The sequence below is a fragment of the Polyangiaceae bacterium genome, from assembly GCA_020633205.1.
In the GTDB taxonomy this organism is placed as follows: Bacteria; Myxococcota_A; Polyangia; order Polyangiales; family Polyangiaceae; genus JAHBVY01.
Window position 1 is genome coordinate 283,905 of sequence record JACKEB010000011.1, and the last position, 23,480, is coordinate 307,384.

At 64.3% G+C, this 23,480-nt stretch carries 24 protein-coding genes; 13 read left to right on the forward strand and 11 right to left on the reverse strand.

The genetic code is table 11. The annotated features are described in order from the left end of the window. The first annotated feature begins 3 nt into the window (after nt 1–3). Nucleotides 4–171: a hypothetical protein gene (locus H6718_07860; GenBank protein MCB9585297.1), complete on the forward strand. Its 168-nt coding sequence runs from the start codon at nt 4–6 to the stop codon at nt 169–171. Then, complete coding sequence (locus tag H6718_07865; GenBank protein ID MCB9585298.1) at nt 168–746, forward strand: hypothetical protein; 579 nt, start codon at nt 168–170, stop codon at nt 744–746. Before H6718_07860 ends, H6718_07865 begins: the two co-directional genes overlap by 4 nt. Here the strand turns inward: H6718_07865 and H6718_07870 are convergent. Together H6718_07870 and H6718_07875 are read right to left on the reverse strand one after the other, a co-directional pair. Next, complete coding sequence (locus H6718_07870) at nt 703–2,943, reverse strand: VCBS repeat-containing protein (GenBank protein ID MCB9585299.1); 2,241 nt, start codon at nt 2,941–2,943, stop codon at nt 703–705. The genes H6718_07865 and H6718_07870 overlap by 44 nt on opposite strands. Then, nucleotides 2,940–3,596 (reverse strand): hypothetical protein, encoded by a 657-nt coding sequence (locus H6718_07875; protein MCB9585300.1) that lies wholly within the window; start codon nt 3,594–3,596, stop codon nt 2,940–2,942. The genes H6718_07870 and H6718_07875 overlap by 4 nt, the downstream gene beginning before the upstream one ends. A 314-nt stretch (nt 3,597–3,910) precedes the next feature. On the opposite strand from H6718_07875, the gene H6718_07880 reads away from it, so the two are divergent. Next, the gene (locus tag H6718_07880; GenBank protein ID MCB9585301.1) at nt 3,911–5,635 is read left to right on the forward strand and encodes a hypothetical protein; all 1,725 of its coding nucleotides are present in this window, start codon (nt 3,911–3,913) and stop codon (nt 5,633–5,635) included. Between the two features lie 6 nt (nt 5,636–5,641). Here the strand turns inward: H6718_07880 and H6718_07885 are convergent, their stop codons facing one another. The 6 genes from H6718_07885 to H6718_07910 form a co-directional block, all read right to left on the reverse strand. Beyond that, nucleotides 5,642–6,631, reverse strand: a complete 990-nt coding sequence (locus tag H6718_07885; protein MCB9585302.1) for a hypothetical protein — start codon at nt 6,629–6,631, stop codon at nt 5,642–5,644. 157 nt (nt 6,632–6,788) lie between these two features. Beyond that, entirely contained in the window at nt 6,789–7,175 is a 387-nt protein-coding gene (locus tag H6718_07890; protein MCB9585303.1) for a DUF4156 domain-containing protein, read from the reverse strand. Between the two features lie 378 nt (nt 7,176–7,553). Further along, entirely contained in the window at nt 7,554–8,876 is a 1,323-nt protein-coding gene (locus H6718_07895; GenBank protein ID MCB9585304.1) for a cytochrome P450, read from the reverse strand. A gap of 98 nt (nt 8,877–8,974) precedes the next feature. Next, nucleotides 8,975–9,571 (reverse strand): TetR/AcrR family transcriptional regulator, encoded by a 597-nt coding sequence (locus H6718_07900; GenBank protein MCB9585305.1) that lies wholly within the window; start codon nt 9,569–9,571, stop codon nt 8,975–8,977. A gap of 169 nt (nt 9,572–9,740) precedes the next feature. Beyond that, nucleotides 9,741–11,648 carry a hypothetical protein gene (locus tag H6718_07905; protein MCB9585306.1) on the reverse strand — a complete coding sequence of 636 codons (1,908 nt, stop codon included), beginning with the start codon at nt 11,646–11,648 and terminating at the stop codon, nt 9,741–9,743. A 77-nt stretch (nt 11,649–11,725) separates the two neighbouring features. Further along, nucleotides 11,726–12,205 (reverse strand): hypothetical protein, encoded by a 480-nt coding sequence (locus H6718_07910; protein ID MCB9585307.1) that lies wholly within the window; start codon nt 12,203–12,205, stop codon nt 11,726–11,728. Nucleotides 12,206–12,693: 488 nt separating this feature from the next. Here H6718_07910 and H6718_07915 point away from each other — a divergent pair, with 488 nt between their 5' ends. From H6718_07915 to H6718_07935, 5 genes are all read left to right on the forward strand, one after another. Continuing rightward, nucleotides 12,694–13,827 (forward strand): exo-alpha-sialidase, encoded by a 1,134-nt coding sequence (locus H6718_07915; GenBank protein MCB9585308.1) that lies wholly within the window; start codon nt 12,694–12,696, stop codon nt 13,825–13,827. Then, nucleotides 13,824–14,420: a hypothetical protein gene (locus H6718_07920; GenBank protein MCB9585309.1), complete on the forward strand. Its 597-nt coding sequence runs from the start codon at nt 13,824–13,826 to the stop codon at nt 14,418–14,420. Before H6718_07915 ends, H6718_07920 begins: the two co-directional genes overlap by 4 nt. Nucleotides 14,421–14,439: 19 nt before the next feature. Beyond that, nucleotides 14,440–15,222 carry a hypothetical protein gene (locus tag H6718_07925; protein MCB9585310.1) on the forward strand — a complete coding sequence of 261 codons (783 nt, stop codon included), beginning with the start codon at nt 14,440–14,442 and terminating at the stop codon, nt 15,220–15,222. A gap of 19 nt (nt 15,223–15,241) precedes the next feature. After that, nucleotides 15,242–15,379 carry a hypothetical protein gene (locus tag H6718_07930; protein ID MCB9585311.1) on the forward strand — a complete coding sequence of 46 codons (138 nt, stop codon included), beginning with the start codon at nt 15,242–15,244 and terminating at the stop codon, nt 15,377–15,379. 249 nt (nt 15,380–15,628) lie between these two features. Continuing rightward, nucleotides 15,629–16,225, forward strand: a complete 597-nt coding sequence (locus tag H6718_07935; GenBank protein ID MCB9585312.1) for a hypothetical protein — start codon at nt 15,629–15,631, stop codon at nt 16,223–16,225. Here the strand turns inward: H6718_07935 and H6718_07940 are convergent. Beyond that, nucleotides 16,222–16,782 (reverse strand): hypothetical protein, encoded by a 561-nt coding sequence (locus H6718_07940; GenBank protein MCB9585313.1) that lies wholly within the window; start codon nt 16,780–16,782, stop codon nt 16,222–16,224. The genes H6718_07935 and H6718_07940 overlap by 4 nt on opposite strands. A 90-nt stretch (nt 16,783–16,872) precedes the next feature. On the opposite strand from H6718_07940, the gene H6718_07945 reads away from it, so the two are divergent. Beyond that, entirely contained in the window at nt 16,873–17,913 is a 1,041-nt protein-coding gene (locus tag H6718_07945) for a hypothetical protein (GenBank protein MCB9585314.1), read from the forward strand. A gap of 137 nt (nt 17,914–18,050) precedes the next feature. Continuing rightward, entirely contained in the window at nt 18,051–18,686 is a 636-nt protein-coding gene (locus tag H6718_07950; GenBank protein MCB9585315.1) for a hypothetical protein, read from the forward strand. Between the two features lie 16 nt (nt 18,687–18,702). Here H6718_07950 and H6718_07955 read toward each other — a convergent pair whose 3' ends face one another. Both H6718_07955 and H6718_07960 read right to left on the reverse strand, forming a co-directional pair. After that, complete coding sequence (locus tag H6718_07955) at nt 18,703–19,074, reverse strand: antibiotic biosynthesis monooxygenase (GenBank protein MCB9585316.1); 372 nt, start codon at nt 19,072–19,074, stop codon at nt 18,703–18,705. Nucleotides 19,075–19,159: 85 nt separating this feature from the next. Then, on the reverse strand, nt 19,160–19,936 hold the full coding sequence (locus H6718_07960; GenBank protein MCB9585317.1) for a helix-turn-helix transcriptional regulator: 777 nt from the start codon (nt 19,934–19,936) through the stop codon (nt 19,160–19,162). A gap of 128 nt (nt 19,937–20,064) precedes the next feature. Here H6718_07960 and H6718_07965 point away from each other — a divergent pair, with 128 nt between their 5' ends. From H6718_07965 to dauA, 3 genes are all read left to right on the forward strand, one after another. Then, on the forward strand, nt 20,065–20,661 hold the full coding sequence (locus H6718_07965; protein MCB9585318.1) for a TetR/AcrR family transcriptional regulator: 597 nt from the start codon (nt 20,065–20,067) through the stop codon (nt 20,659–20,661). Between the two features lie 89 nt (nt 20,662–20,750). Continuing rightward, on the forward strand, nt 20,751–21,653 hold the full coding sequence (locus H6718_07970) for a haloalkane dehalogenase (protein ID MCB9585319.1): 903 nt from the start codon (nt 20,751–20,753) through the stop codon (nt 21,651–21,653). A 90-nt stretch (nt 21,654–21,743) separates the two neighbouring features. After that, entirely contained in the window at nt 21,744–23,480 is a 1,737-nt protein-coding gene (gene dauA, locus H6718_07975) for a C4-dicarboxylic acid transporter DauA (protein MCB9585320.1), read from the forward strand.

A 23,480-nucleotide genomic window follows, 5' to 3' on the forward strand; every position in this document is an offset into this window, starting at 1 on the left:
TGAATGAACGTTCGACGCAAGGCGCCGCTCTTCCTCAAGGTCAACACGACCGCGCGCGGGGTGCACCACCACTTTGGCGGTGACTTCGCCGAGCAACGCCATCGATCAGGCGCGGACGAGGGGGGTAATGCCCCGCTCCTTGCCCGATGTGGTACCACGGCGTTGCCATGAAGTCCGAGATCGAGCTAACCGCGGCGGACGCCGTTAAGATCCCGATCAGCTGGTTCCCCGTGGATCAAGCGCTGCGCGCCAGTCTACTGCTGCTGCCTGCGCTGGGGATCCGGGCGAAGCTGTACGACTACGGACTCAAGAGCAGCCTGCGCATCCGGCTTCTGACGCGGCTGATGCCAGCTGTGACGCGACTGTTCGGCTACTACCCCGGCACACGCTTTGGCTTCGGTGGGGACGAGGCGCGCACCCTGATGCGGCAGTGGAGCACCTGGGCGCAAAGCGGCAAGTTCGACACCGGGCGCATGCGTAACCCCGAGGAACAAACCGCGCGCTTCACCGGCCCGGTACTGTCCCTCGCCTTCGAGCGCGACGACCTGGTGTCCCCTGAGGCGCTCAAGCGTGCGGTCAGTCCCTTCACGGGTGCGCGGGTCGAGCGCCGCGTGCTTGGAGCCGCCGAGCAGGGCGAGTACCTGGGGCACGCCGGTTGGGCCAAGCAGCCTGATGGGGTGGTGAAGGTGGTTGCTGAGTGGATCAGCCGCTCCTGCGACGCCGTGCGACCAGGCCGCACAGCGTGAGTCCGAGGAGCATCATCGGATAGTCCGACTGCGACGTGGAGGTGTTCCCCGGCAAACGACAGCTGCAACTGCTGTCGCTTGCTGCGGCTGCCGCTTGGCTACCACCGCTCCCAGCGTTTGGAACGCCCGCTGTGCCACCGGTACCCGCGCTGCCTTGTGGCCCGACCTCACCCCCACCAAAACTTCCGGCTAGGCGAATCGACTGGTAGCGCTCTGGGACGTTCCAGCCTTGAGCGTCGCTCCACGTGGGGCCCGCCAGTTCCCAACCAAAGCCGCCGCCTTCATAAGGCCAGCAGGCGAAGCCGCGGTTCGAGCGTCCGCAAATATCCGCGCGGTTATCGCCATTGATGTCGCCGAAACGCAGGGTGCGATAGCTGTCGGGTTTGTGCCAGCCGTCGGTCGCAGGCAGCTTCGGCCCCAGCACCTGCCGGTCGAAGCCGCCGTCAGTCGCGAGCCAGCATTCCATCCCGCTCTCGCTGGCCACGCAGAAGTCGCTCTTCCCGTCGCCGTCCAGATCAGCCATGCGGATCGACGCCAGCGCGGAGCGTGACTGCATACCGGGTGCAGGCAACGCCGGGCCGTCCAGGCGCTTGCTGAAGCCGGTTCCGTCGAACAGGTAGCAGCGCAGCGCCTCGGACTCCCGCGCGCACAAGTCGGCGCGCCCGTCGCCATCCACGTCCGCCAGGCGAATCGTGCTCCAGTTGTGCCAGTCGCTCCAGCCCGCTTCGTCGCTCCACGCGGGCCCCGTGATGCGTTCGACGAAGCCGGCGTCGCTGGCGAGCCAGCAGGACATGCCTTGGTGCTCTCGCGCGCACACATCGCTCTTACCGTCGCCGTTCACGTCGCCGAGGCGCAGCGTGCCGTAGCGGTTCACGTCGTCGAACCCGGCGGCGTCGCTTAGTGCCGTGAGGATACGCGCATCGCCGAAGCTGTCGCCGAGGCTCGGGTAACAGGCCAGGCCGTCTTTGCCCCGGGCGCACAGATCTGCCTTACCGTCCCCGTTGATGTCCGCCAGGCGAATCGCGCTGAAGTAGCGCGTCTCTCCCCAGCCATCGGCGTCGCTCAAGCTCGGCCCCAGGATGGAGTCTCCAAGGCCAGACTGCGTGCCCTTCCAGCAGCGCACGCCAGTTGGCAGGCGCACGCACACGTCCGCGCGCCCGTCGCCGGTGATGTCGCCCATGCGCAAGGTGGAGAAGACCCCCGGAGCTGACAAGTCCGCGTCGTGCAGCGCGATGTCTGGAGTAGGCTTGAAGCCGTTTCCGTAGGAAATCGAACAAGTGATGCCGGCGTCGCTCAGAGCGCACACGTCCGCGCCGCCGTCGCCGTTCAAGTCGCTGTGCGTGCCGCTGTCGAAGAGCGCGGCTTGCCAGGCTTCTTCCAGCTCACACACCTGATCTTCATCGACTTCGCCGTCGCAGTCGTTGTCCTTTTCGTCGCAAGCTTCGAACTGCGGCTTCACGCCGCCTTCGCAGCTGCCCCAGTCGCCGCCGCCGCAGGTTTGTACGCCCTTTCGGCACTCACCCACGTCGCTGCCGCACTCACGCTCGAGGTTCTCGTCGACCTGACCGTCGCAGTCGTTGTCGATGCCGTCGCAAGTTTCCGCAGGGCCTTTGCATGCGCCCCAGTTTTCCCACTTGCAGTTGCTGCCGCAGGTGCGGGTGTGAGCGCCACAACCGTTGCAGTCTGCCGTTTGGGTTTGGCCGCTGCTGCAGTCGCACAGCGTGCCTTTGCGCACCACGTAGCCGCTGTTGAACTTGGAAGAGCTATACGTGATGGTGCGCACGCCCGGCGCACAACCGGAGCAGCAGTTCTCCTCAGACACGGTGACTTGGGAGCCACCGCTCTCCGGCGACTTGACCCAGGCGACATGACCATAGTTCCCCAGGGTACTGGTCGCGATGCTGCCGGTGACCGGATAGTTCACGATGTCGAAGCGCGGGTCGAGCGCCGCGTGGGATGCCCAGGTGTTGGCGTTGCCCCAGTTGACGAGGGACAGGTTCCAGTTGCGGCACACCATCTCCCACGCCCACCAGGTGCAGTTGCCGCCGTTGTCGCAACACGGATAGATGTTGGTGGAGTTGCCACAGGTGTTTTGATGCGACTGGCCACCACAGCTGAAGGCCGCGTGGGCTTGGGGGGTGAGGGTGAACAACACCAGGCCGAGGGCGGCGGCGCACAGGCGCTTGAGCTGGCTCATGGCCGTGCCTCCGCTGGCGATACATCTGCCGCGCCGTCTTCCTTGGCAAGCGGCGCAAAGCTCTCCACGACGTGATCGAACAGCTTCTTTGCAGGGGGATTCGAGACTGGGTCGATGCACGTGATGCTGTAGACGTGATCTCGAGTCGCGAACACCGTGAGCTCCTGGGATGCGGCTTGTTCCGACGCGGGCTCTTCAAGCACCACCGCGGGGAAACGTTGAGGGGTGACACGGGTCTGACGCAGCGAGCTATGCTCGGTGATGAAGCCCGACATATTGAGCTCGAACCAGTCCTGAACTTCCAGGTGCTTCGGGTTGTCCCAGACGTGGATCATCACCTGGATGTCCTGGTCGTCGATCAGCATCAGCTCATGGCGAAACTTCTGTGCTGGCAACGTGGGGTCAAAGCTCTCCACCTTGAGCGAGAGCGCTTCTGGCATGCTGAAGCGCACCGCCGGCGCGTCGAGCTGCCGAAGCTTGTATCCCGGAGGAACAGCGAGCTGCAGCTCCTCGTCGCTACTTGCGGCGCCCGCGCGCTGATCGATCTTGCTCTGGTTACAGCCAGCGGCTACTAGAGCGCTACACAGCAGCGCTCCAGCGGTCGCGACCTGTAGTTGCCATGCTCGCAATTGCCATACAGTAAAGCCGCTCACAGCCCGTGTTTATCAGAGCTTTTGAGCTTGATCAGGCCCGACGCGCAGAAGCTGCCAACATGTCAGGCTTGCACAGCCGCTGCACTTCACAGTCTGTGCAAGGCTGCACTGCAAGTTGTGCAAGCCCGCGCTCGCGCAGTCGGAGTGAGCACGGGCGTGGCCGAAGCGCAGAATTGCGCCACGGAACAATCGGAAATGAGCACTACGAACTCGGCGACGTGAGTCGACCCATCGTTCGATCGATTCCCAAGAGATGCGAGGGGCAGTTCTCTACGTGCCCCGGCGTAAGAGATGTGCTTCCCATTGGACCGAAGATGACTTCGCACCGCAGACTTTGCCTCGCTCTCAGCGTCCTAGCGCTGACTGGCTGCAACTCTCTCCTGGGCGATGGAGCGCCGGGAGGGCAGGCGGCTGGTGGCTCGGGTGGTGAGGCTGGAGGCAGCGGTGGAGCAAGCGGCAGCGCCGGTGCTGCGGGTTCGAGCGCTGGCTCGGGCGCTGTCAGCAGTGGGGGCAGCGGCGGGGGAACGGCTGGCAGCGCGGGAACGGCTGGCAGTGCGGGAACGGCTGGCAGTGCGGGAACGGCTGGCAGCGGTGGTGCCCCGCCAACCGGTCCCGTTCCGCGCATTTTCTACACGGATATTACGCATGCGCCCGTCAGCGGCGGGCCGGATGGTGGCGGCGCGTTCGTGACCATCTATGGTTTGGACTTGGGTGCGACTGCGGGGCGTGTGACGTTCGCAGGCAGCGACTTGAGCGTGAAGAGCTGGGGCGGCGCGGCGTATCGCGGCATGAGCAAGATCGTCGCGCAGATCCCAGCTGGTTCTGCTCCGCAGCAAGCTGCCTTGCAGGTAGTCAGCGCGGGCAATCAGGTCAGCAACGAGCTGCCACTGACCACTACCTCGAAGAAGATCCTCTATGTGAGCACCGACGGCACGGGGGACGGGAGCAGTCGCAGCACGCCCACTCGGTTGGCGAGCTTGAAGGCGGCATACTCTGCCGGCGATTTGGTCTACCTCGCCGCGGGCACCTACAACGAGAACATCTCAGCGTGTTCGAATGGCGACGACTGTGCGTGGATCGTCGATTTGACCGCGACTGCGACCAGCAGCAATCCCGTGCAGATCGCGGGATATCCCGGGGACGCGGTGGAGTTCTACAATCATCACGACACCCTGATTGTGCACCAAAGCTATTTGCGTCTTGCGAACGTGAAGCTCCGCGCCGGGACCTACTCCGCTGTGGTCGTGGTCGACGCCAAGAACGTTGCAGTCGTCGCAAGCGAGTTGCAGGCCGATACCCAATTGGCAGCGGCGGTTGGTAGCGGTGGTCCGGACTCCAGCTACGAACTCACTGGCAACTACATCCACAACTTCAGAGTGGGCACCCTCAACTACAGCCCCATCGGTTCCCGACTGCTGCGCTTCAACCAGTTCGAGGTCATTGCGCGCGTGTTCGAGGTCGACCTGATGTTGGACGACCGGATCGAGGACTACGGAAACACCGCAACGGCTGTAGGCCTGTACGGCTTCTTGAAGGGGTGCGCGGCGCCGGGCAGCAACTGTGATACTCCCACCACCGCGGCCAATGTGCGATCGTATAACAACTCAATTAGTTCCGCGCGGTACCTGGCGTACCAGTTTGCAACCAACTCGACCAGCGCGGTCGTTTCGTTTGCGCACAACACCGTGACGGACACGCTGTGCATTGCCGGTTCCAACGATCCAGCTGTTGCTTTGCAGGCTGATCTCCAGGGGAACATCCTCACCCCCACCCGCGCGGCGACCTGCATCGACGACGAACTACCCCAGGCGACGAGCGTGTCCTTCGTGGGAAAGCTGAATCACTGGGGCGACACGACAGTTCCCGTTGACGATTCCATGGGTGTGAACGGCGCGCTGAACTTGGACTCCGTCGGGCGCCCAAACAGCACCAGCACGGCTTGTTCAGGCACGAGTCGCTTGCCCGCGCCCGTCGATGTGGATTTCCTCGGACTCACCCGCAGCGACCCAACAGCGTTTGGCGCCTTCGAGTGCCCTTAGTCTGCGTCACCAGTTCGACAAGCCGACTCCCGCCAACGGGATCAGCGTCGACGTGGAACCGGCGTCGCCAGTCATGGCGAACACGTCGAGGCCGACGAACACATTGGGCACGATGCCAGCGAAGGAGGCCATTTCGAGATCGCCAAAGAGGCGATTGTTGGCCTCGATCAACTTGAAGTTCTCGGGCGTCGGTGCCGCAGTGAGGTCGTCGGTGTTCACCGCAAACTGGGTGCGTGTCACCGACGCATAGCTCAGCTCCGAGCGCAGCCTGAGGCCCACGGTGCCAGGCATCAGCGCGTAGTCTGCGCCCACGCGACCCAAGAAGCGGGCGGAGCCGGATGTGCTGGCTTCGATGCCTGAATCTGACGACGCAGAGTAACTCTCGTTCTGAAAGCCGACGCCCACGGCAGCGAGCAACGCGAAGCTCGGGTCCACCTGACGTTCGACTCCGAGCAACGCGGACAAGCGGCTCATCCCGGAGAACTCGCTCAGTAGATCTCCGGCGTTCGTGTCGATGGGGATGTAGACCGTGGCGTACGACGCGTACTTCAGCTCGCCCTGAAGCGAGAGCTGAGTCGGCGCATGCGGCTCGCTCAGCGCCCACAGCCCATTCACACCAAACGAATTGCGCGACGTCGAGTTGAACGCCTGGTCCGAGCTCGTGGCGTACGAGGCGAACGCCAGCTCCGCGGCGATCCCCCATGTTTCCTTGCGGTAACCGACTTGCCCACCGCCCACGAGCTTGAAGTCATTGCTCGCGAGCTTGGGCACGCCAATCTCCCCGCTATAGTCCCACGGTGACTGCTGGTTGCCCTTTGGCTGGCTGGTTTGGGGGGGAGGTGCAGCGTCCGCCACCTCATCTGTCGCGGTGGTGTTGGGCGTGGGATCGTCTGCCGCGCTGGCTGCACTGCTGGACAGCGCAAAGCAGAGCCCCAAAGCACAAGCGCCGAGGCGCGGCAGGGAGCAACGGATTAGGCGAATGCAAGCGTGCGACATGTGGGAACTCCGAGGCCCTGAAGTGGAAAAAGCGTGGGCCTTTTCCCTGGGATGGAGTTCGTCAGGGTGTGTCGCAGAAAAAAGTCGAAGAAAGATCGGCGGGGACCAGCGGGCTTTGCTTGGTCCCCGAGCGGTCAGCGCCCAACCGATTGGCGGATCAGAAGTTCTCGATCACGCGAACGCCGGACGCCGCGCCTGCAGCGCCGGGGCACTTGTAGGCGGTGCCGGTGATGGTGACCGAGGTCGTCGTGCCGTCGCCGCTTCCGAGCTGGGGCGGGTCCGTGCGGACGTGAGTGCCACCGAGCTCCGCCGTCTTGTTGCGGATGTCGTTCATGGCGTACTCGATGAGGTCTTCGTTGCTGACCATGCCACCACCGAAGGTGCCGCCACCCTTACCGGTGACGAGGCCGACGTTTTGGCAGCTCTCGGGGAGCGGATCGCGCGTCGGCGCGACCTTGGCGCCCTCGGCGGTGAGGCTAGCGGTTGAACAACCCCCGAGGGCGAGGGCTGCGACTGAGAGGAGGAGTGCGAGTTGTGTGCGCATGATCGGCAGGTAGCTTAGGGGTCTCAGCCCGTCAAAGCCAAATCGACGCTTCCGCGCGGTTAATTTCTTCCCTCCACGCGCTCGAAGAATCCGAGCGGATTTCGCTCGAAGGGAAGCACGGGATTTTGGCTTTGCGATGGAACCCGAGCGCCTGGTGCCGCTCGGTTGGGGGAGAAATTTTCGCGAATTTCGTTGGGCAACTCGCGTGTGACAAGCGCGTTGCTCATGGTTTTAGGCGCGCTGTACTGACGCCTTGAACGAGCGAAACTGGGGGTTTTAGTGCGCAGTACTGGGTAGTCGAGTGCGAACGTTCGTCCTCGGTCGGTGAGTCAACCCGCGTTCACACTGCGAGCAGCGATCACCCCTTCAAATCCATCACTAGGCAGCCTGTTCCTCTACACGTTTCCGCGGGGTTGCGAGGAGGCCATGGCGGGGTCGGAGTGTGACCGCCGGCATCAGGTCGATCTCCTGGTTTTTGGTGAGGTCGAGGTGGAAGGCTTCCACCACCCGGGAGAGGATCACCACCGCCTCCAGCATCGCGAAGTTCAAGCCAACGCAGACCCGCGGCCCGGCACCGAATGGAAAGAACGCGTGCCGCGGATGCTTGGGCTCCTCCCAGCGTTCCGGATCAAAATCCTTGGGGCGCTCGAAGTACTGAGCGTCTCGCTGGGTGACCCACTGAGCGAAGTAGAGCTGTGTGCCCTTGGTGAGGTGATAGCCGCCGATGTCCGCATCGCGCACCAGCTCGCGGCCGATGCCCCACACCGGTGGGTAGAGCCGCATGGCCTCATTCACCACACGCTCGTGGTATGGCAGCTCCCGGGTGGTGCGTACGATTCCGGGCTTTGCGCGCGTTTCCTCGAGGAGCTTAGCCTCCACACGCGGGTGCTGTGCGATCAGCATCAGGGCCCAGGTGAGCGCAAGCGCCGTCGTCTCGTGGCCAGCGACGAGCAGCGTGAGCAACTCATCCCGGAGCTCGCGATCATTGAAACGCTCTGCGGGTTCGGCACGCAGCAGCTCGCTGAGCAGATCATCGCCTTCGGGCAGCTTGCGCCGGTCGCGGATGATCTCCGCCAGGGCTTGGTCGAGCTGCTTGACCGCTTTCGCTGCGCGACGGTTGGCAGCGACCGGGATCTGCGGAGGCAGAGGAACCATCGACGTGAGCATCTCCTCGAAACGCCGCATCACGACATCGAGTGGCTTCGCGATGTCGTCGTAGTACTTGCTCACGTCGACACCGAACAGCGCCTCTGCGACCACGCGCAGCGTGAGCTGATTCATCTCCTCGTGTACATCAAGCTCCACACCGGGCTTCCACTCGGAAACCAGCTCACGGGTACGCCGGTCCATGATATCGGCGTAGATGCGGATCTTGGTGTTGTGGAAGGCTGGCTGGAGCAGCTTGCGGTGACGCTTCCAGAACTCACCCTCGGAGGTAACCAAGCCGTCGCCAAGCACCGAGCTGAGCCAGCGGGTGTCGATAGACTTCCGTACGGATTCGTGCTGCTTCGCGAGCACCTGATGAATCAGCTCGGGGTCGTTGATGCTGACACCCTTGATGGGCCCCACTTGCAGCCGCGCGATGTTCCCGTGCTCAGCGTGCAGGCGTGTCAGAAAGCCCAAAGGATCTTTACTGAAGCCAGGCAAGTCGCCGAGCAGGGGCCAGCCGTTGGCGTGGGGAAGGTCGCGATACTTGAGCATGATCCATCACCTTTCTGCTTGCAGGTGCTTGAAAGCAGCCCGCCAATTCACACCGGCGCGTGTCGAAAGGCACGTGCGGAATCTCTTGAGTTCGGCCGTCAGCGTGGGGCTGCACCATCCATGAACTGCCCCACGACGAACTCGGGGATCTCGTCGAGGGTCGGCCAGGCGCCGCCGGAGGCGACGTGTTGAAATAGCGCGAGCGTGTCGAGGCCAACCAGGGTCATCGCCAGCACCTGCGGGGGCCGAGCGTTTGTGACCTCCCCCCGAGCTACGCCCTCCTCGAGCACCTGAGTAACCCGCATCACGAAGGGGGCTGCGGCCGCCATGACCCTCGCGTGTGCCTCCGGGTCGGGATCGAGTGATTCCCGGAGGAAAACTCGTGCGAACGCGGGGTGCTTCTCGAACCAGGCGATGTCCGACGCAATCAACGCCAGCAGGCGCTCTCGGGTGGTGCCTCGAGGGTCCTCATTCGCCTGCTCCACGGCCAAGCGGCACGCCCCCTCGACCACGGCGAAGAACAGCTCTTCCTTGGAGTCGAAGTAGTTGTACACCGTGCCTTTGGCCAGGCCCGCAGCCACGCTGATGCGGTTGATGTTGGCGCCGATCAGCCCATGCTCCGCGAACTCGTCGGCCGCGGCGAACAGCAGCTTCTCGCGGGTCTGAGCCTGCGCTTCTTGAGTGATTCGAGCCATCGCGCTTCAAAACAGCCAAATTAATATGACTGACCGCCCACCCATATTATTCCCAGGGGGCCAAGCGTCAAGCTGCGGAGGCGAAATCGGCGATTCGAGGCAGCCTAGCTAGGGGGCGGCGATTCGTACGTGCCCGCCGAACGGCACCCATGTGTCTCGATAGACGCGCCTAATAGCTCGACAGTCCGCCCGCCAGCTCACCCTGCACAGCAACGCTAGACTTCACGCTGAGCGTCGGCGGAGTGACGGTCAGCAAGCGATACGGCGCGTGGGCGCGCTTGTAGCTGTCGAAGTCAGTGAGCGAGGGCAGGCGACGATCACTGCCTTCTTGACTCGATAGCAGACGGAAGGCTTGAGGATAGCCCGCTGCGCCGAGCAGGTTGGCTTCGGAGCCACCGAGCAGCTGCAGCGTGTTCGCGGTTTGAAAGCCGTCCGCCACGGTCGCGTTGACGCTCCCCCGGTAGTCGAAGACGAGGCCGCCTGCCCAGCGTGCGTTGGCAGGGATACTCACGATCAAATCTTCTTCGTAGGTGGCGATGCACACGAAGGCGTCCGGATTGGTGACGTTCAACGTCAGGGTGCTGGGCGCATTGCGAGAGTATGAACGGTAGACGACGAGCTCGACGCCGGAGGTTTGCGCCGAGCTGAGCGTGGAGTCTCCTTGGTCGTTCGTCTTCACGCTGCCGGGCGCTGCCTCGTAGCCGTCGAAGCCGAGGCGGTTTGCCGCTTCGCGACACGCAGCGAGCGCGGCTTCATCCGTAGTCATGTTTTGCCGCGCGGTAACTGCCAAGTCACCGCTTGGCAGGGACGCGATGCCTGCGAGCGCTTCGCTCGATATGGAGCCGAGTTCCGCCAGACTGCCAAGCTCGGTCACGGCGCCCGTGTCGGGGTCGGCGCTGAGCACGCTGGGTGTGCTGCCCTGGGCGCGTAGCAGGTAGAGCGTGGAGCTCTTGGCGTCGAAGGTCGCGTCCCACACCCAGCTCGAACCCGTGTCTCCGCGCTCCGTGATGTTGCCGGAGCTGGGGTCGATGGCGAGCAGCTCGTAGTCGCTCGAACGCAAACTGAGCAGCACGTTGCTGCGCGAGTCCCACGCCAGTGGCTTGCCATGGCCGATCTGTTCGGCGGCGATCAACGTCGCTTCTCCCGAAGCCAGATCGAGGCTCAGCGCGCCTTGGTAGTTGGCGATGTAGAGTTGCTTTGCGCTCGCGTCGTAGACCAAGCCTTCGGCGCCGGAGTTCGTGCGCAGAGGAGTCAGCGCGCCGCTGGTTGCGTTCACTCCGACGATGGCGTTGCGTCCATTCACCTTGGCGACACTCAAGAGGTCGATGCCGCTCAGGTCGGCGCGCACGCAGTGCTCGCCTTGCTTGGTGAACCCGCTGTCGCACTCGCTGCAGCTGGCCCCGGTGTAGCCGACTTCGCAGACGCACTTCGCCGCTTGGCGCCCGCCGTCGTCGAAGCAGAACTGAGGCTCTGCGCAGACCACGTCGGAGTGACTGCACGTCTGGTAACACGGCTCATCTCCGCGGCGGGCGTAGCTGTCTTCACACAGCTCGCAACGCTCCCCTTGCGTGCCGACGGGGCACGCGCACATGGCGCTGCCCGATGCGTCGTCGCAGACCCGGGGTGCGTCGCATTGGGGTGCTTCCGTCGGGTGGTCGCAGCCGATGTCGCAGGTACCGTTACCGTCCTTGTCCTGGTAGCCGGTGTCGCACTGAGCGCACGTTGGCCCAGTGTAGTTCTCCAGGCAATCGCAGCGGTCCGCTTGACCCGTGATCTGCACGCAGGCGCCATACACGCAGGGGTTGTCCGCGTCGCAGTCGATCTTGATGGGCAAGCAAGCGCCGCCAGTGTCTTCATACCCCGGAGCGCAGGCGTCGCAGTCCGCGCCTGTGTACGCCGCTTGGCACTCGCACACCGGTTCCTTGCCGGCTTCGTCGCATTGCTGGTGGGCGTTGCATACTTCAGTGCCGCACGGCAACGTCTGAGTGCCGCCGCCGCTTCCGCCATCACTGCTGCAGGCAGCGAACACACAGCCGCCTACAAGAACTCCCAACGTCACCCACCCACGCAGAGCCATTCCTACAAGATACGCTAGCTGGCAGACGGAGCTTCCGTAGCTTTAAGGTGTGCCCCTCACCCCCAAACCTGCGGGCGTCAGAGGTAGGAGAAGAAACGGGTGAACCAGGTGATCCCGTGTTTGCGCAGCGCCTCATTCAAGCCGTCGTAGGGCGAGTCGAGGGCCTCGCTTGGCACCAACGTCCACAGCTCGTTCTGAATGACCTGTTCGATCGTCTCGAGCGGGTAGTCCCCGAGGTTGTTGCCGTGAATGGTGCAAAGCCGGCCGAAGTTGGAGAAGGAGACGCAAATGCGGGTCACTTGGACGTAGCGCTGACGCTCTCCGCTCGCAGGGTCGCGCGCCATCTCGGTGATCGAGAGTTCGTCGTGGAGGGAGGCATCCTGCACGTTGCCATCGCGCTCGAAGGGCAACCCCCGCTCCTCGTTCAACACTCGCTGAATACGCAACACGCTATTTTGCAGGTCGGCATAGGGGAATACGCGCCAGTCGTTGCGCGGGATTTCGCACCCCGTGGCGCAGTCGTGCTGCAACAGCATTGCTCGCAATGTTTCGTCCATCCTGATATTCCCCACGGATCTGGGGGTGAGGACAACCGATCAGTTGTGCAACTGTCTGTGTATCCCTGCACAGCACGGGACACAACTAGTGCAATTGTAGAGCACTCAGCGAAAGCTCGTGGCCGCCGCAATCCGGCTGCACTATCCATGAAGAGATGCGTTGGATGCTCTTGGGTGCGTCGCTGTTGGCCGTGGGCTGTGGGTCTGACGGTGGAGCTAGCGGCGGCAGCGGTGGAACGTTCGCGAGCGGGGGCGGCGCTGGGACCTCTGCGACTGGTGGCAGCGGTGGGGTCGCCTGGGGAGGTTCCGCGGGGAATATAACGGGCGGTAGCTCCAGTGGCGGCACGGCGGCGAGCGCCGGAACGAGCAGCAGTGGCGGCGCAGCCACAGGTGGTACCGGCGGCGCTGCAGCTGGCGGCGCTGCAGCTGGCGGCGCTGCAACGGGCGGCTCTGCAACGGGCGGAGCTGCAACGGGCGGTACAGGCGGCATGGAAGTGCCCCCGCATCTGCGCCCTCAGGATCACACGTCGCAGCTGCTGTTCAATCCGGCGAAGGACGAGTTCAACATCAGCTATCACAGCTTCCGCATCCCCTCGATCGTGCGCTCCACCAAGGGCACGCTGATCGCCTTTGCGGAGGGCCGGCAGTGCTCCGCTGCGGACTACGGCAACATCAACCTCGTCTACAAGCGCTCCTTCGACGACGGCAAGACATGGACGAACCTGGCGGAGGTCGTGGGCTCCGGTGCGGGCACGTGGGGCAACCCAACCGCCGTGGTGGATGAAGACACCGGCACCATCTGGTTGTTCATGAACTGGAACGCCGAGAACATCAGCCAGAACCCGGGCACGAACCCGTGTACGGGCAACCCAACGACTGCCGTCGGCCCTGGGGACCGCCCGGTGTACCTGAGCAAGAGCACCGATGACGGCGCCACTTGGACCAAGCCCGTCAACATGACCGCGACGCTGCAGCCAAACGGCAACGCTTGGGACGCGGTAGGACCCGGCGTTGGGATCTACACCAGCGTGGGCGCGACCGCTGGCAGGCTGATCGTCCCGGCGATCCAGCGCAACATCTACAGTGACGACCACGGCGTGACCTGGAAGTACAAGTCGATTCCCGGAGGAACCAGCGAGGGTACCGTGGTGGAGCTCTCGGACGGCAAGCTCCAGCGCAACGACCGGGCGACGGGCAGCAGATGGAACACCGCAGCGCGGCGCTGGCTGAGCACCGGGACCATCGAGGGCAGCTTCCCCGCGTTTGCGCCCCACGACACGCTGCTCGACCCGCGCGTGGAGGGCAGCGCGATCCGCTACTCGACCAATCCTCATCGCATCTTTTTCTTGAACCCGGCTTCGACCGTCGGTCGCTGCAAGATGCGCGTGCGCATCAGCTACGATGACGGCGCAACCTGGCCCATCAGCCGCCAGCTCCACGATACGCTCACGGCGCAAGAGACCTGCGACAAGAACCTGGGTGGCTACTCCAGCATGACCAAGACCGCAGACTTCCACGTCGCGGCGCTAGTCGAGCGTATCGAGGCAGACGGCTCCCATCGCGGCATCGAAGTGCATCGCTTCAACTTGCCCTGGGTGCTAGACGGCACTCCAGAGCCGTGACGTTTCCCAGCGAGCTTTCAACTCCCAGCGCGTTCAGGCGAGCCCTGCTCGCGGTGCCGCCCCTGGATCGAGACGCTTGGCTCTCCCGCGCGCTCGGGCTGGAGGAGATCCCGGACGACGGCGAGTTGCCGCGCGGATGCGTACCCTACCTGCCTGCGCCGGTGGATACGGTGCTCGGTGCCGTGGATCAACTTGCGATCACCGCCGACGACGTGGTGGTCGATGTGGGCTCTGGAGTGGGACGCGCCGCGGCGCTCTTCCAGCTGCTCAGCGATGCGCAGGTGATCTGCGTCGAGCTGCAACCCCAGCTCCTGGAGGCCTCGCAGGGGCTCTTTGCCCGACTTGGCAAGCAGCGGGTGAGCTTCGTGCTGGGTGACGCGGTGGAGCAACTCGGGGCGCTCGAGAGCGCGAGCGTGCTGTTTCTGTATTGTCCGTTTAGCGGTGAACGCCTCGAGCGCTTTCTCGCGGGCTTGCGACCGCTGGCGCAGAAACGTGAGCTGCGCTTGGCTTGCGTCGATCTCCCGTTGCCTGACCTGCCGTGGCTCGAGGCGCTGCCGGGTGGCGGTTCACTTCAGCTCTACCGCAGCCGTTGAGGCGTGATATTCCCGGCGTATGTCGGGGGGACGCAGAGCTCTGAGCACTGCGAGCTTGGTGCTCGTGGCGGCGTGCTCCCGTGAAGGATCTCACACGGAAAAGCCCGCTGTGGTGACATCGGCTGCAGCCTCGGTAGCCGAGTCAGCGACAACGGTTGCCGCGCCAGCTGGAGCAAAACTGGACTGCATCGGGGAGCCGACCGCGGAGCGCTTCGTCGTCTACCTGCATGGCATGGACAGCGAAGCACCCAGCGAGCAAGAGCAGCACAATCGCGAAGTGCTGGCGAAGCTGGCGAAGGCACAGGGCGTGCGCTTTGCGTTGCCGCGGGCCAGCATGGCCTGCCCCACTCGGGCTGGATCGGTGTGCTGGGGCTGGAAGTTCGATGAGGCGGAAGCCAGTGCTGCAGCGACCCAAATCGACGCAGCAGCCACCGGGTGCTTCCCAGGGAAACCCTACGGCGTGCTCGGCTTCTCGAATGGAGGCTACCTGCTGAACAAGTTGCTGCGCAGCTGCCGCCTCGAGGCGATGCTGCCGAAGGCAGAGTGGCTGATCGGTGTGGGCAGCGCCAGGTTCGAGGGCGAGGGCGAGCTCGAGGCAGAGCCCAAGTCTCTCGCGGGCTGTGGCAGGTTGCTGCTCCTCAGTGGGCGTGAAGACAGCTACAACTTCGACCCTAAACATCACCTGTACGAGCTCTTGGTGGCCAAGGGAGCCGACGTCGAACACTTCGAGTTCCCTGGAGGGCACATCCTCGAGGAAACATCGCTCAAGCAGGCGCTCGAGCGCGTTTCCAAGGCACGCTGAGTGGCAAGAGATCGCCGGCGTGGCGGAGCAGGTCGCTGAGGCTGGTCGCCTGACCCCAGCGGTGCTCGGCGCCGCGCGGTCGAGCTCCCGCTTTGACCCGCAGCAGCTCAAGCGGGTGTGGCACTGCCTGGCGCGCTTTGGTCGCGACCGGGAGTGAGTGCAGCCGCCGACGGTGCAACCTGAGCGGTGTGCTGTAGGTGCCTAGAGGTGTTCCTGAGATTCACAGCGGGCTGTCGGGGCGCAGCAACACCTCCAAGGTGCGCAGGCCTAGATGGCGCGGCCACGCGCGGGCCCCCGACGCGAGACAACGCGCCTCTCCCCCTGAAATCTTGCTGGATCCGGCGATAGAGACCGTGCGGAAACGTGAGTCCGCGACGCTGGCCCGCTTCCTGCTGTAGCTGGGGGTATGAAGTGGCTCTTGAGTCTCGCCTTGGCGGTGTGTGTCCTTGGAGCGCCGGCGCTTGCTGCTGCTCAGTGGCAGGAACCGGGGGCTACGAATGGCTGGGGCAACGACGCGCCGCCCTCCGGCTGGGGGACACCGAGCAACGGCTGGGGGCAACCCGGGTCGGAGCGAGAACTCACGCCCGCGGAGCCAGAGATGGAGACGGTTTCCTACGGTTGGCAGACGCTGACCGCAGATGGCCTGACCGCGGTGGCTACTGTCACAACCGGAGGAGTGGGCGCGGTTGGCTACTTCTTTGCGGTACCCATTATCCACCTGGCGCATGGGCGAGCCGGGGCGGCGCTCGCGAGCTTTGGATTTCGATCCGTGTTGCCCATTGGCTTCGCGCTTGGGGCGATCGCCCTGGATAACGGAGGTGACCACGGCTACGGGCCTCCGCTGCTTGGCGCGATAGCCGGCGTCGCTACAGCCATCGCGCTTGATGCCGCCTGGTTGGCGCGTGAGACGCGGCCGAAGCGCGAACCTCCGAAGGCGGCCTCTGCGCCGTTGCTTCAGGTCAGCCAACACTCCGCGATGGGCGGCTGGCAGGGGACGTTTTAGGTGGTCGCTTCACCCAGTGGCTGAGCGTGCTCTTGCAGCGCCCACCCGCACTCACCGAGGGCGCCGTCCAGAATCCCGCGCAGCTCATCCATTTGGCTCTGGGCCAGGCGTTGCCCGACCTGGGACGCCCACCACAGCAGGATCATCGCGGCGATGCACAGGCCGCTCAGCCCCAGCGTCCACGGAGCGCCTCCGCTCATCGATAGGGCCGCGGCGAACACCAGCGCGAAGAACGTCAGCACCGAGAGAGCCAGGTACGCGAACATGAAGCCAGTCCACACCGAGGGGTGCGGACTGAAGCGCCCGGAGATCTGGGTACCGCTTCCGTGGGGAGCTATCTCCAGGTTGAGCCATGGGGACCAAAAATGTTGGTCCGCCTCAGGGATGCTCAAGGTGAAGTGGTCGCTGACGAGATCGCCCTCGGAGCCACCGCCAGGGACCTTCGTCACCCCGAGCACGACGGGCATTTCCGCGAGGCGCGCCTGGAGCCGCTTGCGTACCTCTCGGCTCGAACAAGTCACTTCCAGGTGAAATGTCGGCCTAAACCCCAGGCTCATGGGTGCTGCCCCCTCATCCATGGACAGGCTAAGGGTTGCAGCTCCGGCGAGCAACGCGCGGGTGACGGCGGCGCAAAGCTTTCTGTCGTCGTGAAAAGCTCGCGTCGCCGTACGGTAGCGAATGCAGCTTGCTACGCCGCACTGAGTCAGCGCACATTCCCCAACGTGAGGTTAGCGCTGGCGTTCCTGGGTGTGGCTTTGACGCTTGGAGTCATGGGCGGCTGCTCGAGCTCGGATCCCGAAGCCACCCACGCTGGAGCGTGTGGCCCGGGGAGCTGCACGCTGGAGAGCCTGTGTACCAAGCGGAAGTGCGGTGGCATGGACGCTCGCTACGGCGCGGACGGTTGTCAGAGATTAGGGTGCACCGAGACCGGCGACTGCGGCCTCAGTGAGCGGTGTATTCTTCAGTTCGGGCCGTCCATGGACAGCTGCGAGATGAAGGCAGACGGTAGCTGTGAGTGTCTCAACTCGCTGGACGGCGGGCTGTTTGGCCGCTGTATCCCCGAAGCTGAAATCCTTGGGGAAACATGCTTCGTGCCGACGGACTGCGCGTCGCTCAACCAACAGGTCGAGGTCCTCGAGCTGGCGCTTGGCTCTACCCGCGGCGACCTCGAGCTGAGCACCCGCGAGTGCCTGTCGCGCATCTACGCCAAACAGCAGGAACTCAGCTGTCCTCACACTGCACGCGCCTGCGACGGCGCCTTCCCGTGCCTACTGGAAGAGCTGTGCAACACCGAAGGTTGTGGTGGTGCGACCTCGCGGCTCGACGCCAACGGTTGCCCCCGCACGCTGTGCGAGGAGAGCGCCGACTGCGGCTCCAATCAAGTGTGCTTCGTTCCAAGCCTGGTGGAGCCCACGTGTTTCCCCACGGGTATCGAAGGGTGCAGCTCGGACTCACCAGGAAGCTGCAATTGCTTCGAAACGGCAGACTGCAGCGCCGCGGGCTTGTGCATCGAGCCAGGCGAAGTGCCAACTGAGGCTTGCGTGGTCGGTTCTGACTGCGCTGCCCTGGATCTCCAAGCGGAGTCCCTCGGCCACTCGCTAGTCAGCGCCAAGAGCGACCTGAAGCTGCGACTCGAGCAGTGTGCAGACCGCGTGCGCCAAGAGCAGCAGGCGCTGAGCTGCCCATGAGTCTCGCAGTCGATTCGTTGCCACGAACGAAGCAGGTCGCTGCGAGGTGATGCTTCTCTGCTAACCTAACTGGACCCTACTTCTTGGAATTTGCGACCGCGTGGCAACGGCCGCCGGCTCGCGTTGGAGGCTCGCTTGTGAAGACTCGATCTGGACGTCGTACTGTGTGTTCGATCTTGGGGGCGACGCTGGCTTTGCTCGTTGGCCCGGCGGTGGCCAAGGCGCAGGATGGGCACCCCCAGAAGCGTTGGCTTCGGGAGCTGAGCGCTGCAGCTGCCTGGCTGCCGGGGGGCGGCGCCTTCCGCTCTGCCTATTTCCTGGGCATCAGCGCCAACTACGGCGCCTTCTCGATCGGAGGGGAATTCTCGCGCTACCAGCTCTCACTGCATGATGAGGTGCGCGACGAGAACACCAGCTACGGCGTGTGGGAGCTGTTCCCCTTGGTGCTGGGGCTGCACTTCGACGTAGCTGGAGTCCCCCTGCGCGTTGGCGGAGACGCCGCCGTGGGGGTCGGGGTTGGTGAAACGGTCAAGACGGGAGGTTGTGCCTCACGGAACTACACGCCCCTCGTGCTGCGAGGACGCGTGCGGGCCCAGTACGTCAGCGGCTCCTTCGGGGTGGGACCGTTCGTGGGCTACGCTCACAACTTCGGAGGATCCGTGGGGGAGGATTGCGACATTGGATACAATGGTCCCGATCCCGATCGCCGCGAATACCCAGACGCGGCACCCTTCGGAGTCGAAGCGGGGATCAGTGCAGGACTGCGCTTCTGAGCGGTTTTTTGGCACCTTATTCCTGAAGTGCGTGCGGGGCGTCGAAGTTGCCCAGCTCACCTTCGATGCCGAGCTCGCGCATGAAGGCTGGCGGATTGAACCCGATCGACTGGTAGTGCGCCTGCACCTTCTCCACCGCTGATGCGATCGCCTCCGGGCTCTCCCAGGCGGCGATGGTGCTCAGGTTGAAGCGCGTCGGGCCGCCGCTCTTCTCCAGGATGACGTGTCCAAGGAACCCGGGCAGCGTGCGAATGAACGCGAAGTTTCTGTGGCTCGCCTCCAGGAAGGCTTCCCGCGCGGCCTCGGGGACGACGAAATGATCCACGCGGAACTGAATACGGGGATAACGTTGGCGGTCGGCGAGCCACAGCTGGTTGGTGAGGGCCATGCACGGAGCCTGGCGACTCACGAACCTTGGGTCTCGGTGAATGGTGACGAAGACTAGGCTCTTCGTGCGCTGGCTGCCTGAATCGCTAGCGCTTCAACAGCTCGCCTGGCGCGTAACCAAAGCGGTGGCGAAACGCGCGGCTGAAACGGCCGGGATCCCTGAACTCGAACTCCAGCGCGACGCTCAACACGCTGCTCTCACTCTGCAGCAGAAGCTCCCGGGCGGAGTCCAAGCGCCGCTCCAGCAAGTAGCGATAAGGGGTGGTGCCGGTCTGCGCCTTGAACTGGCGCAGAAACACGAAGCGCGTCAAGCCAGCGGCGCGCGCCATGTCGTCCACACTCACTGCCTCTCGCAGCTTGCCGTGGATGAAGTCTATCGCCGTGCGGATCCGTGCGTCCCGCGGCTCCTGAGCGCGCCCGGGGTTGCGTGGCAGGAGGCTCAGGGTGATCGCGTCGACCAGTGACGTGAGCTGGAGGTCGCCGGCCGGTAGCTCCCGTGCGCACGTCGCGAGCAACGCCATGAGCCGCGCGGTGGTCGCGCCCGGCGAGAAACGCTGCACACGCTCCGGGACCTTCACGTTCAGCGCATCTCTCGCCGCCTGCAGCTGGCACCGCGATAGATGCAGCTGGGTGAGCCGGCCCGCCAGGCGAGGCTGATTGCCCACCTCGGGCAGCATCAAGATTGCGTCACCCGCCTCGGCTTCAAACTCACCGATTGACGTGCGGAAATCTAGGCGGCCGGCCTCGATGTAGCTGAGCTCGAAGTCGTCATGGACGTGCAGCGGACGCCAGCTCGGGCCACCCACCGCGGTGGACCGGGTCACGATCTCGAAGTCCTCCGAGCTGGCGAGGCTGGCCTGCACAGAGGGAGTGTAGCGCAAGCGCTGGGTTCCGGCGCTCCTCTCCCCCCAAGAAATGCAAGAAGTGCGCGGAAAGATGGGCCAAGTCGTTTTTGAGTGATCATCTAAAAATCGCTGCTAGGGTTTGCGCTATGGGTCGGGCGAGGGCTTTCGAGGAGCGTGAGGCGCTGGACGCCGCCATGCTGGTGTTTTGGCACCAGGGCTACCGCGCGACTTCCGTGAAGGACCTCGAGGACGCGACCAAGCTGAAGCCGGGCAGCCTGTATCATGCGTTTGGCAATAAGCACTCGCTGTTCTTGCGGGTGATCGATCACTACATCGAGCGCGTCATTACCGCGCGGGTACAACACTACCTGGAGTGTGACGGCCCGCCGCTGACGGAGCTTCGGGAGTTCATCACCTCCGCCTTTGCCCATGTTTCGAAGGGCTCACCCAGCCCTGCCTGCTTGCTGCTGAACACCGCGGTTGAACTCGGGATGGAAGACGCTGAGGTGCATTCCCGCGTGGCAACGGGGATGCGACTGGTGGAGCGGGGCATGCAGCGGCAGATTGCGCGCGCCCGGGAGCTTGGACAAGTCGCCGAGTGCGTGGATCCACGGGCGGCAGCGAAGAACCTCGCCGTGGCGTTTCAAGGGATCTTGGTGGCCAGCCGAATGACCAGTCGCCGCGCGTCGCTGATCGAGCTGACGGATCAAGCGCTGCAGCAGCTAGGCCTCAGCCCTCACTAGTTTTTTGGGGGTGAGGCGCGGCGTTTCGCTCCTGCATCCAGCCTTTCGTGCCCGATTTTTGAGTGAGTATTCAAATACAAGGAGAGACCATGGACTACGTACGCACGCCCGAGGAACGCTTCGAGAACCTGCCTGAGTTTCCGTATCAGCCGCACTACGTGGAGGTTCCCTCGGGAGACGGCGGCAGCCTGCGTATGGCCTATCTGGATGAGGGACCGCGGGACGCGGCGCCGATCTTGCTGCTCCACGGCGAGCCGTCATGGTCCTTCCTTTATCGCAAGATGATTCCGGTGCTGGTCGAGCACGGCCACCGCTGTGTCGCGCCGGACTTGATCGGCTTTGGTCGTTCCGACAAGCCCACGCAGCGCGAGGACTACACCTATGCGCGCCACCTGGGTTGGCTGCGAGACTGGCTGACGGCGGTCGATCTGAAGCGAATCACGCTGGTCTGTCAGGATTGGGGAGGACTGCTGGGTCTGCGACTCCTAGTGGAGCAACCGGAGCGCTTTGCGCGCTGCGTGGCGGCAAACACCATGTTGCCCACCGGGGATGTCGACCCAGGACCCGCATTTGCTGCGTGGAAAAATTTCTCCCAGAACTCACCCGAGTTCCCGGTCGGGGGCATCGTCAACGGTGGTTGCACCACGGATCTCAGCGCCGATGTGGTGGCGGCGTACGACGCGCCTTTCCCCGACGACTCCTTCAAGGCGGGTGCGCGGCAGTTTCCGCTGCTCGTCCCGGCGACCCCCGACGACCCCGAAGCGCCTGCCAACCGTGAGGCGCTGCAGAAGCTGATGGCGCTGGAGCTGCCGTTCTTGACTGCCTTCAGCGACGAGGATCCGATCATGCGCGGCCTGGACAAGGTGCTCCAACAGATCGTCCCAGGAGCAACTGGCCAGGCGCACACCACGATTGTGGGTGGCGGGCACTTCCTGCAGGAGGACCGTGGTCCAGAGCTCGCAGAAGCCGTGCATCGCTTCGTGGTGAGCTGACCCGAGAGTTTGGCAACGAACGCTTCGTTCGCGGCCGCCGCAGGCTTTGCGCCTTGACTCGTATCCGACGAGGAGTAGGAGGCGCCACCTATGGCGCGTACCCGCCACTTGGGTGCTTCTCAATCGATATCCCTCGGGAGCTTGCCCGGGGCGGCGTTGCGGGCTGTGCTCCGGGAAGGCTACGGCTGGGGTGAGTTCCGAAGAGACGCGCTAGCCGGCGTCGTCGTCGGGGTGGTCGCGCTGCCCCTGTCGATGGCGCTCGCGATCGCCGTTGGTGTGGAGCCGCAGCGCGGGCTCTACACGGCGATCGTTGCGGGGTTTCTGTGTGCGCTGCTTGGTGGTTCGCGCACGCAGGTGACAGGGCCAACCGCGGCGTTCATCGTGATCCTCGCGCCGATCTACGCCAAGTTCGGTGCGGCGGGCTTGTTGGTGTCCGGCCTGCTTGGCGGGGCCATCTTGATCGCGATGGGGCTGTTTCGGCTTGGGCGCCTGATCCAGTTCATTCCCCATCCCGTGACCACGGGCTTTACCGCGGGGATCGCGACTGTGATCGCAAGTCTCCAGATCAAGGACTTGCTCGGCCTGCACACGGCGAGCAACCCAGAGCACTTCACCGGCAAGCTGTGGGCGATGTTTGCCGCTCGAGGTACGGCGTCCAAGTGGGAACTTGGAGTGGGGGTGTTCACCCTTGTGCTGCTGCTCGGCGTACCGAAGCTCACGCGGCGGGTGCCGGCCCCCTTGGTCGCGCTGCCTGGTGCCGCCCTCATGGCGTGGGTGCTGACGCGCTCCGTACCCGAGTTTCACGTCGCGACGATCGCTGAGCGTTTTCATACGGAAATAAATGGAAGGCTGGTCAACGGTATTCCTCAGCTCCCCCCGCTGCCTGGTTTGCCCTGGGAGGCGGGGACGCGGCCGCTCGACGTTAGCTTCGAGACGCTCAGGGAACTGCTCCCCGGTGCACTGGCGATCGCGATGCTCGGTGCCATCGAATCGCTGCTCTCGGCGGTGGTCGCCGATGGCATGGTTCGCACGAAGCACGATCCCGATGCGGAGCTGATTGCTCAGGGGGTTGGCAATCTGGTCACGCCATTCTTTGGTGGCATTCCGGCCACCGGCGCCATCGCCCGAACAGCGACGAACATCCGTGGAGGTGCGCGCTCACCCATCGCGTCGATGGTGCACGCGCTCACGGTGCTGAGCGCCGTGCTGCTCTTGGCGCCGTTGCTGGGCTACTTGCCGATGGCCGCCTTGGCGGCGCTGCTCCTGCTGGTGGCCTGGAATATGTCAGAGGCCAAGCATTTCGCTCACACGCTGCGGGTTGCTCCGAAGAGCGACGTGGCCGTCTTGCTCACTTGCTACGTGCTCACGGTGGGCTTCGATATGGTGATCGGAGTTTCCGTGGGGATGGTGCTTGCGGCCTTCCTGTTCATGCGACGCATGGCGGAGGTCACGGAGGCGCGGTTGGCGGAGTCGGGAGCCGACGTTGCCCGCGCCGAGCTGCCTCCCCACGTGGCGCTGTACGAAATCTCCGGTCCGCTGTTCTTCGGTGCGGCGCAGAAGGCGATGGCCGCGCTCGAGGTGGTGGACGGCGACACGCGAGTCGTGATCCTTTGCATGGATCAGGTGCACGCCATGGACGCCACCGGGTTGGTGGCCCTGGAGAGCGCGCTGACTAGCCTGCACGATCAAGGGCGCCTGGCGCTGCTCTGCGGAGTGTGTCCACAACCCCTTGGGTTGCTCACCAAAGCGAAGCTCCTGAACGAGGACGTGCTCGTCTGTGCTTCTCTGGAGGAGGCGGTTGAGGTAGCTCGGTCGAAGCTCCTCTGA

Excerpts from the sequence above, each read along its gene's own strand:
- H6718_07860 (MCB9585297.1), top strand. The coding sequence starts at position 4 with ATGAACGTTCGACGCAAGGCGCCGCTCTTCCTCAAGGTCAACACGACC.
- H6718_07865 (MCB9585298.1), top strand. The coding sequence starts at position 168 with ATGAAGTCCGAGATCGAGCTAACCGCGGCGGACGCCGTTAAGATCCCG.
- H6718_07870 (MCB9585299.1), bottom strand. The coding sequence starts at position 2,943 with ATGAGCCAGCTCAAGCGCCTGTGCGCCGCCGCCCTCGGCCTGGTGTTG.
- H6718_07880 (MCB9585301.1), top strand. The coding sequence starts at position 3,911 with ATGACTTCGCACCGCAGACTTTGCCTCGCTCTCAGCGTCCTAGCGCTG.
- H6718_07885 (MCB9585302.1), bottom strand. The coding sequence starts at position 6,631 with ATGTCGCACGCTTGCATTCGCCTAATCCGTTGCTCCCTGCCGCGCCTC.
- H6718_07890 (MCB9585303.1), bottom strand. The coding sequence starts at position 7,175 with ATGCGCACACAACTCGCACTCCTCCTCTCAGTCGCAGCCCTCGCCCTC.
- H6718_07895 (MCB9585304.1), bottom strand. The coding sequence starts at position 8,876 with ATGCTCAAGTATCGCGACCTTCCCCACGCCAACGGCTGGCCCCTGCTC.
- H6718_07900 (MCB9585305.1), bottom strand. The coding sequence starts at position 9,571 with ATGGCTCGAATCACTCAAGAAGCGCAGGCTCAGACCCGCGAGAAGCTG.
- H6718_07905 (MCB9585306.1), bottom strand. The coding sequence starts at position 11,648 with ATGGCTCTGCGTGGGTGGGTGACGTTGGGAGTTCTTGTAGGCGGCTGT.
- H6718_07910 (MCB9585307.1), bottom strand. The coding sequence starts at position 12,205 with ATGGACGAAACATTGCGAGCAATGCTGTTGCAGCACGACTGCGCCACG.
- H6718_07915 (MCB9585308.1), top strand. The coding sequence starts at position 12,694 with ATGGAAGTGCCCCCGCATCTGCGCCCTCAGGATCACACGTCGCAGCTG.
- H6718_07925 (MCB9585310.1), top strand. The coding sequence starts at position 14,440 with ATGTCGGGGGGACGCAGAGCTCTGAGCACTGCGAGCTTGGTGCTCGTG.
- H6718_07935 (MCB9585312.1), top strand. The coding sequence starts at position 15,629 with ATGAAGTGGCTCTTGAGTCTCGCCTTGGCGGTGTGTGTCCTTGGAGCG.
- H6718_07940 (MCB9585313.1), bottom strand. The coding sequence starts at position 16,782 with ATGAGCCTGGGGTTTAGGCCGACATTTCACCTGGAAGTGACTTGTTCG.
- H6718_07955 (MCB9585316.1), bottom strand. The coding sequence starts at position 19,074 with ATGGCCCTCACCAACCAGCTGTGGCTCGCCGACCGCCAACGTTATCCC.
- H6718_07965 (MCB9585318.1), top strand. The coding sequence starts at position 20,065 with ATGGGTCGGGCGAGGGCTTTCGAGGAGCGTGAGGCGCTGGACGCCGCC.
- H6718_07970 (MCB9585319.1), top strand. The coding sequence starts at position 20,751 with ATGGACTACGTACGCACGCCCGAGGAACGCTTCGAGAACCTGCCTGAG.
- dauA (MCB9585320.1), top strand. The coding sequence starts at position 21,744 with ATGGCGCGTACCCGCCACTTGGGTGCTTCTCAATCGATATCCCTCGGG.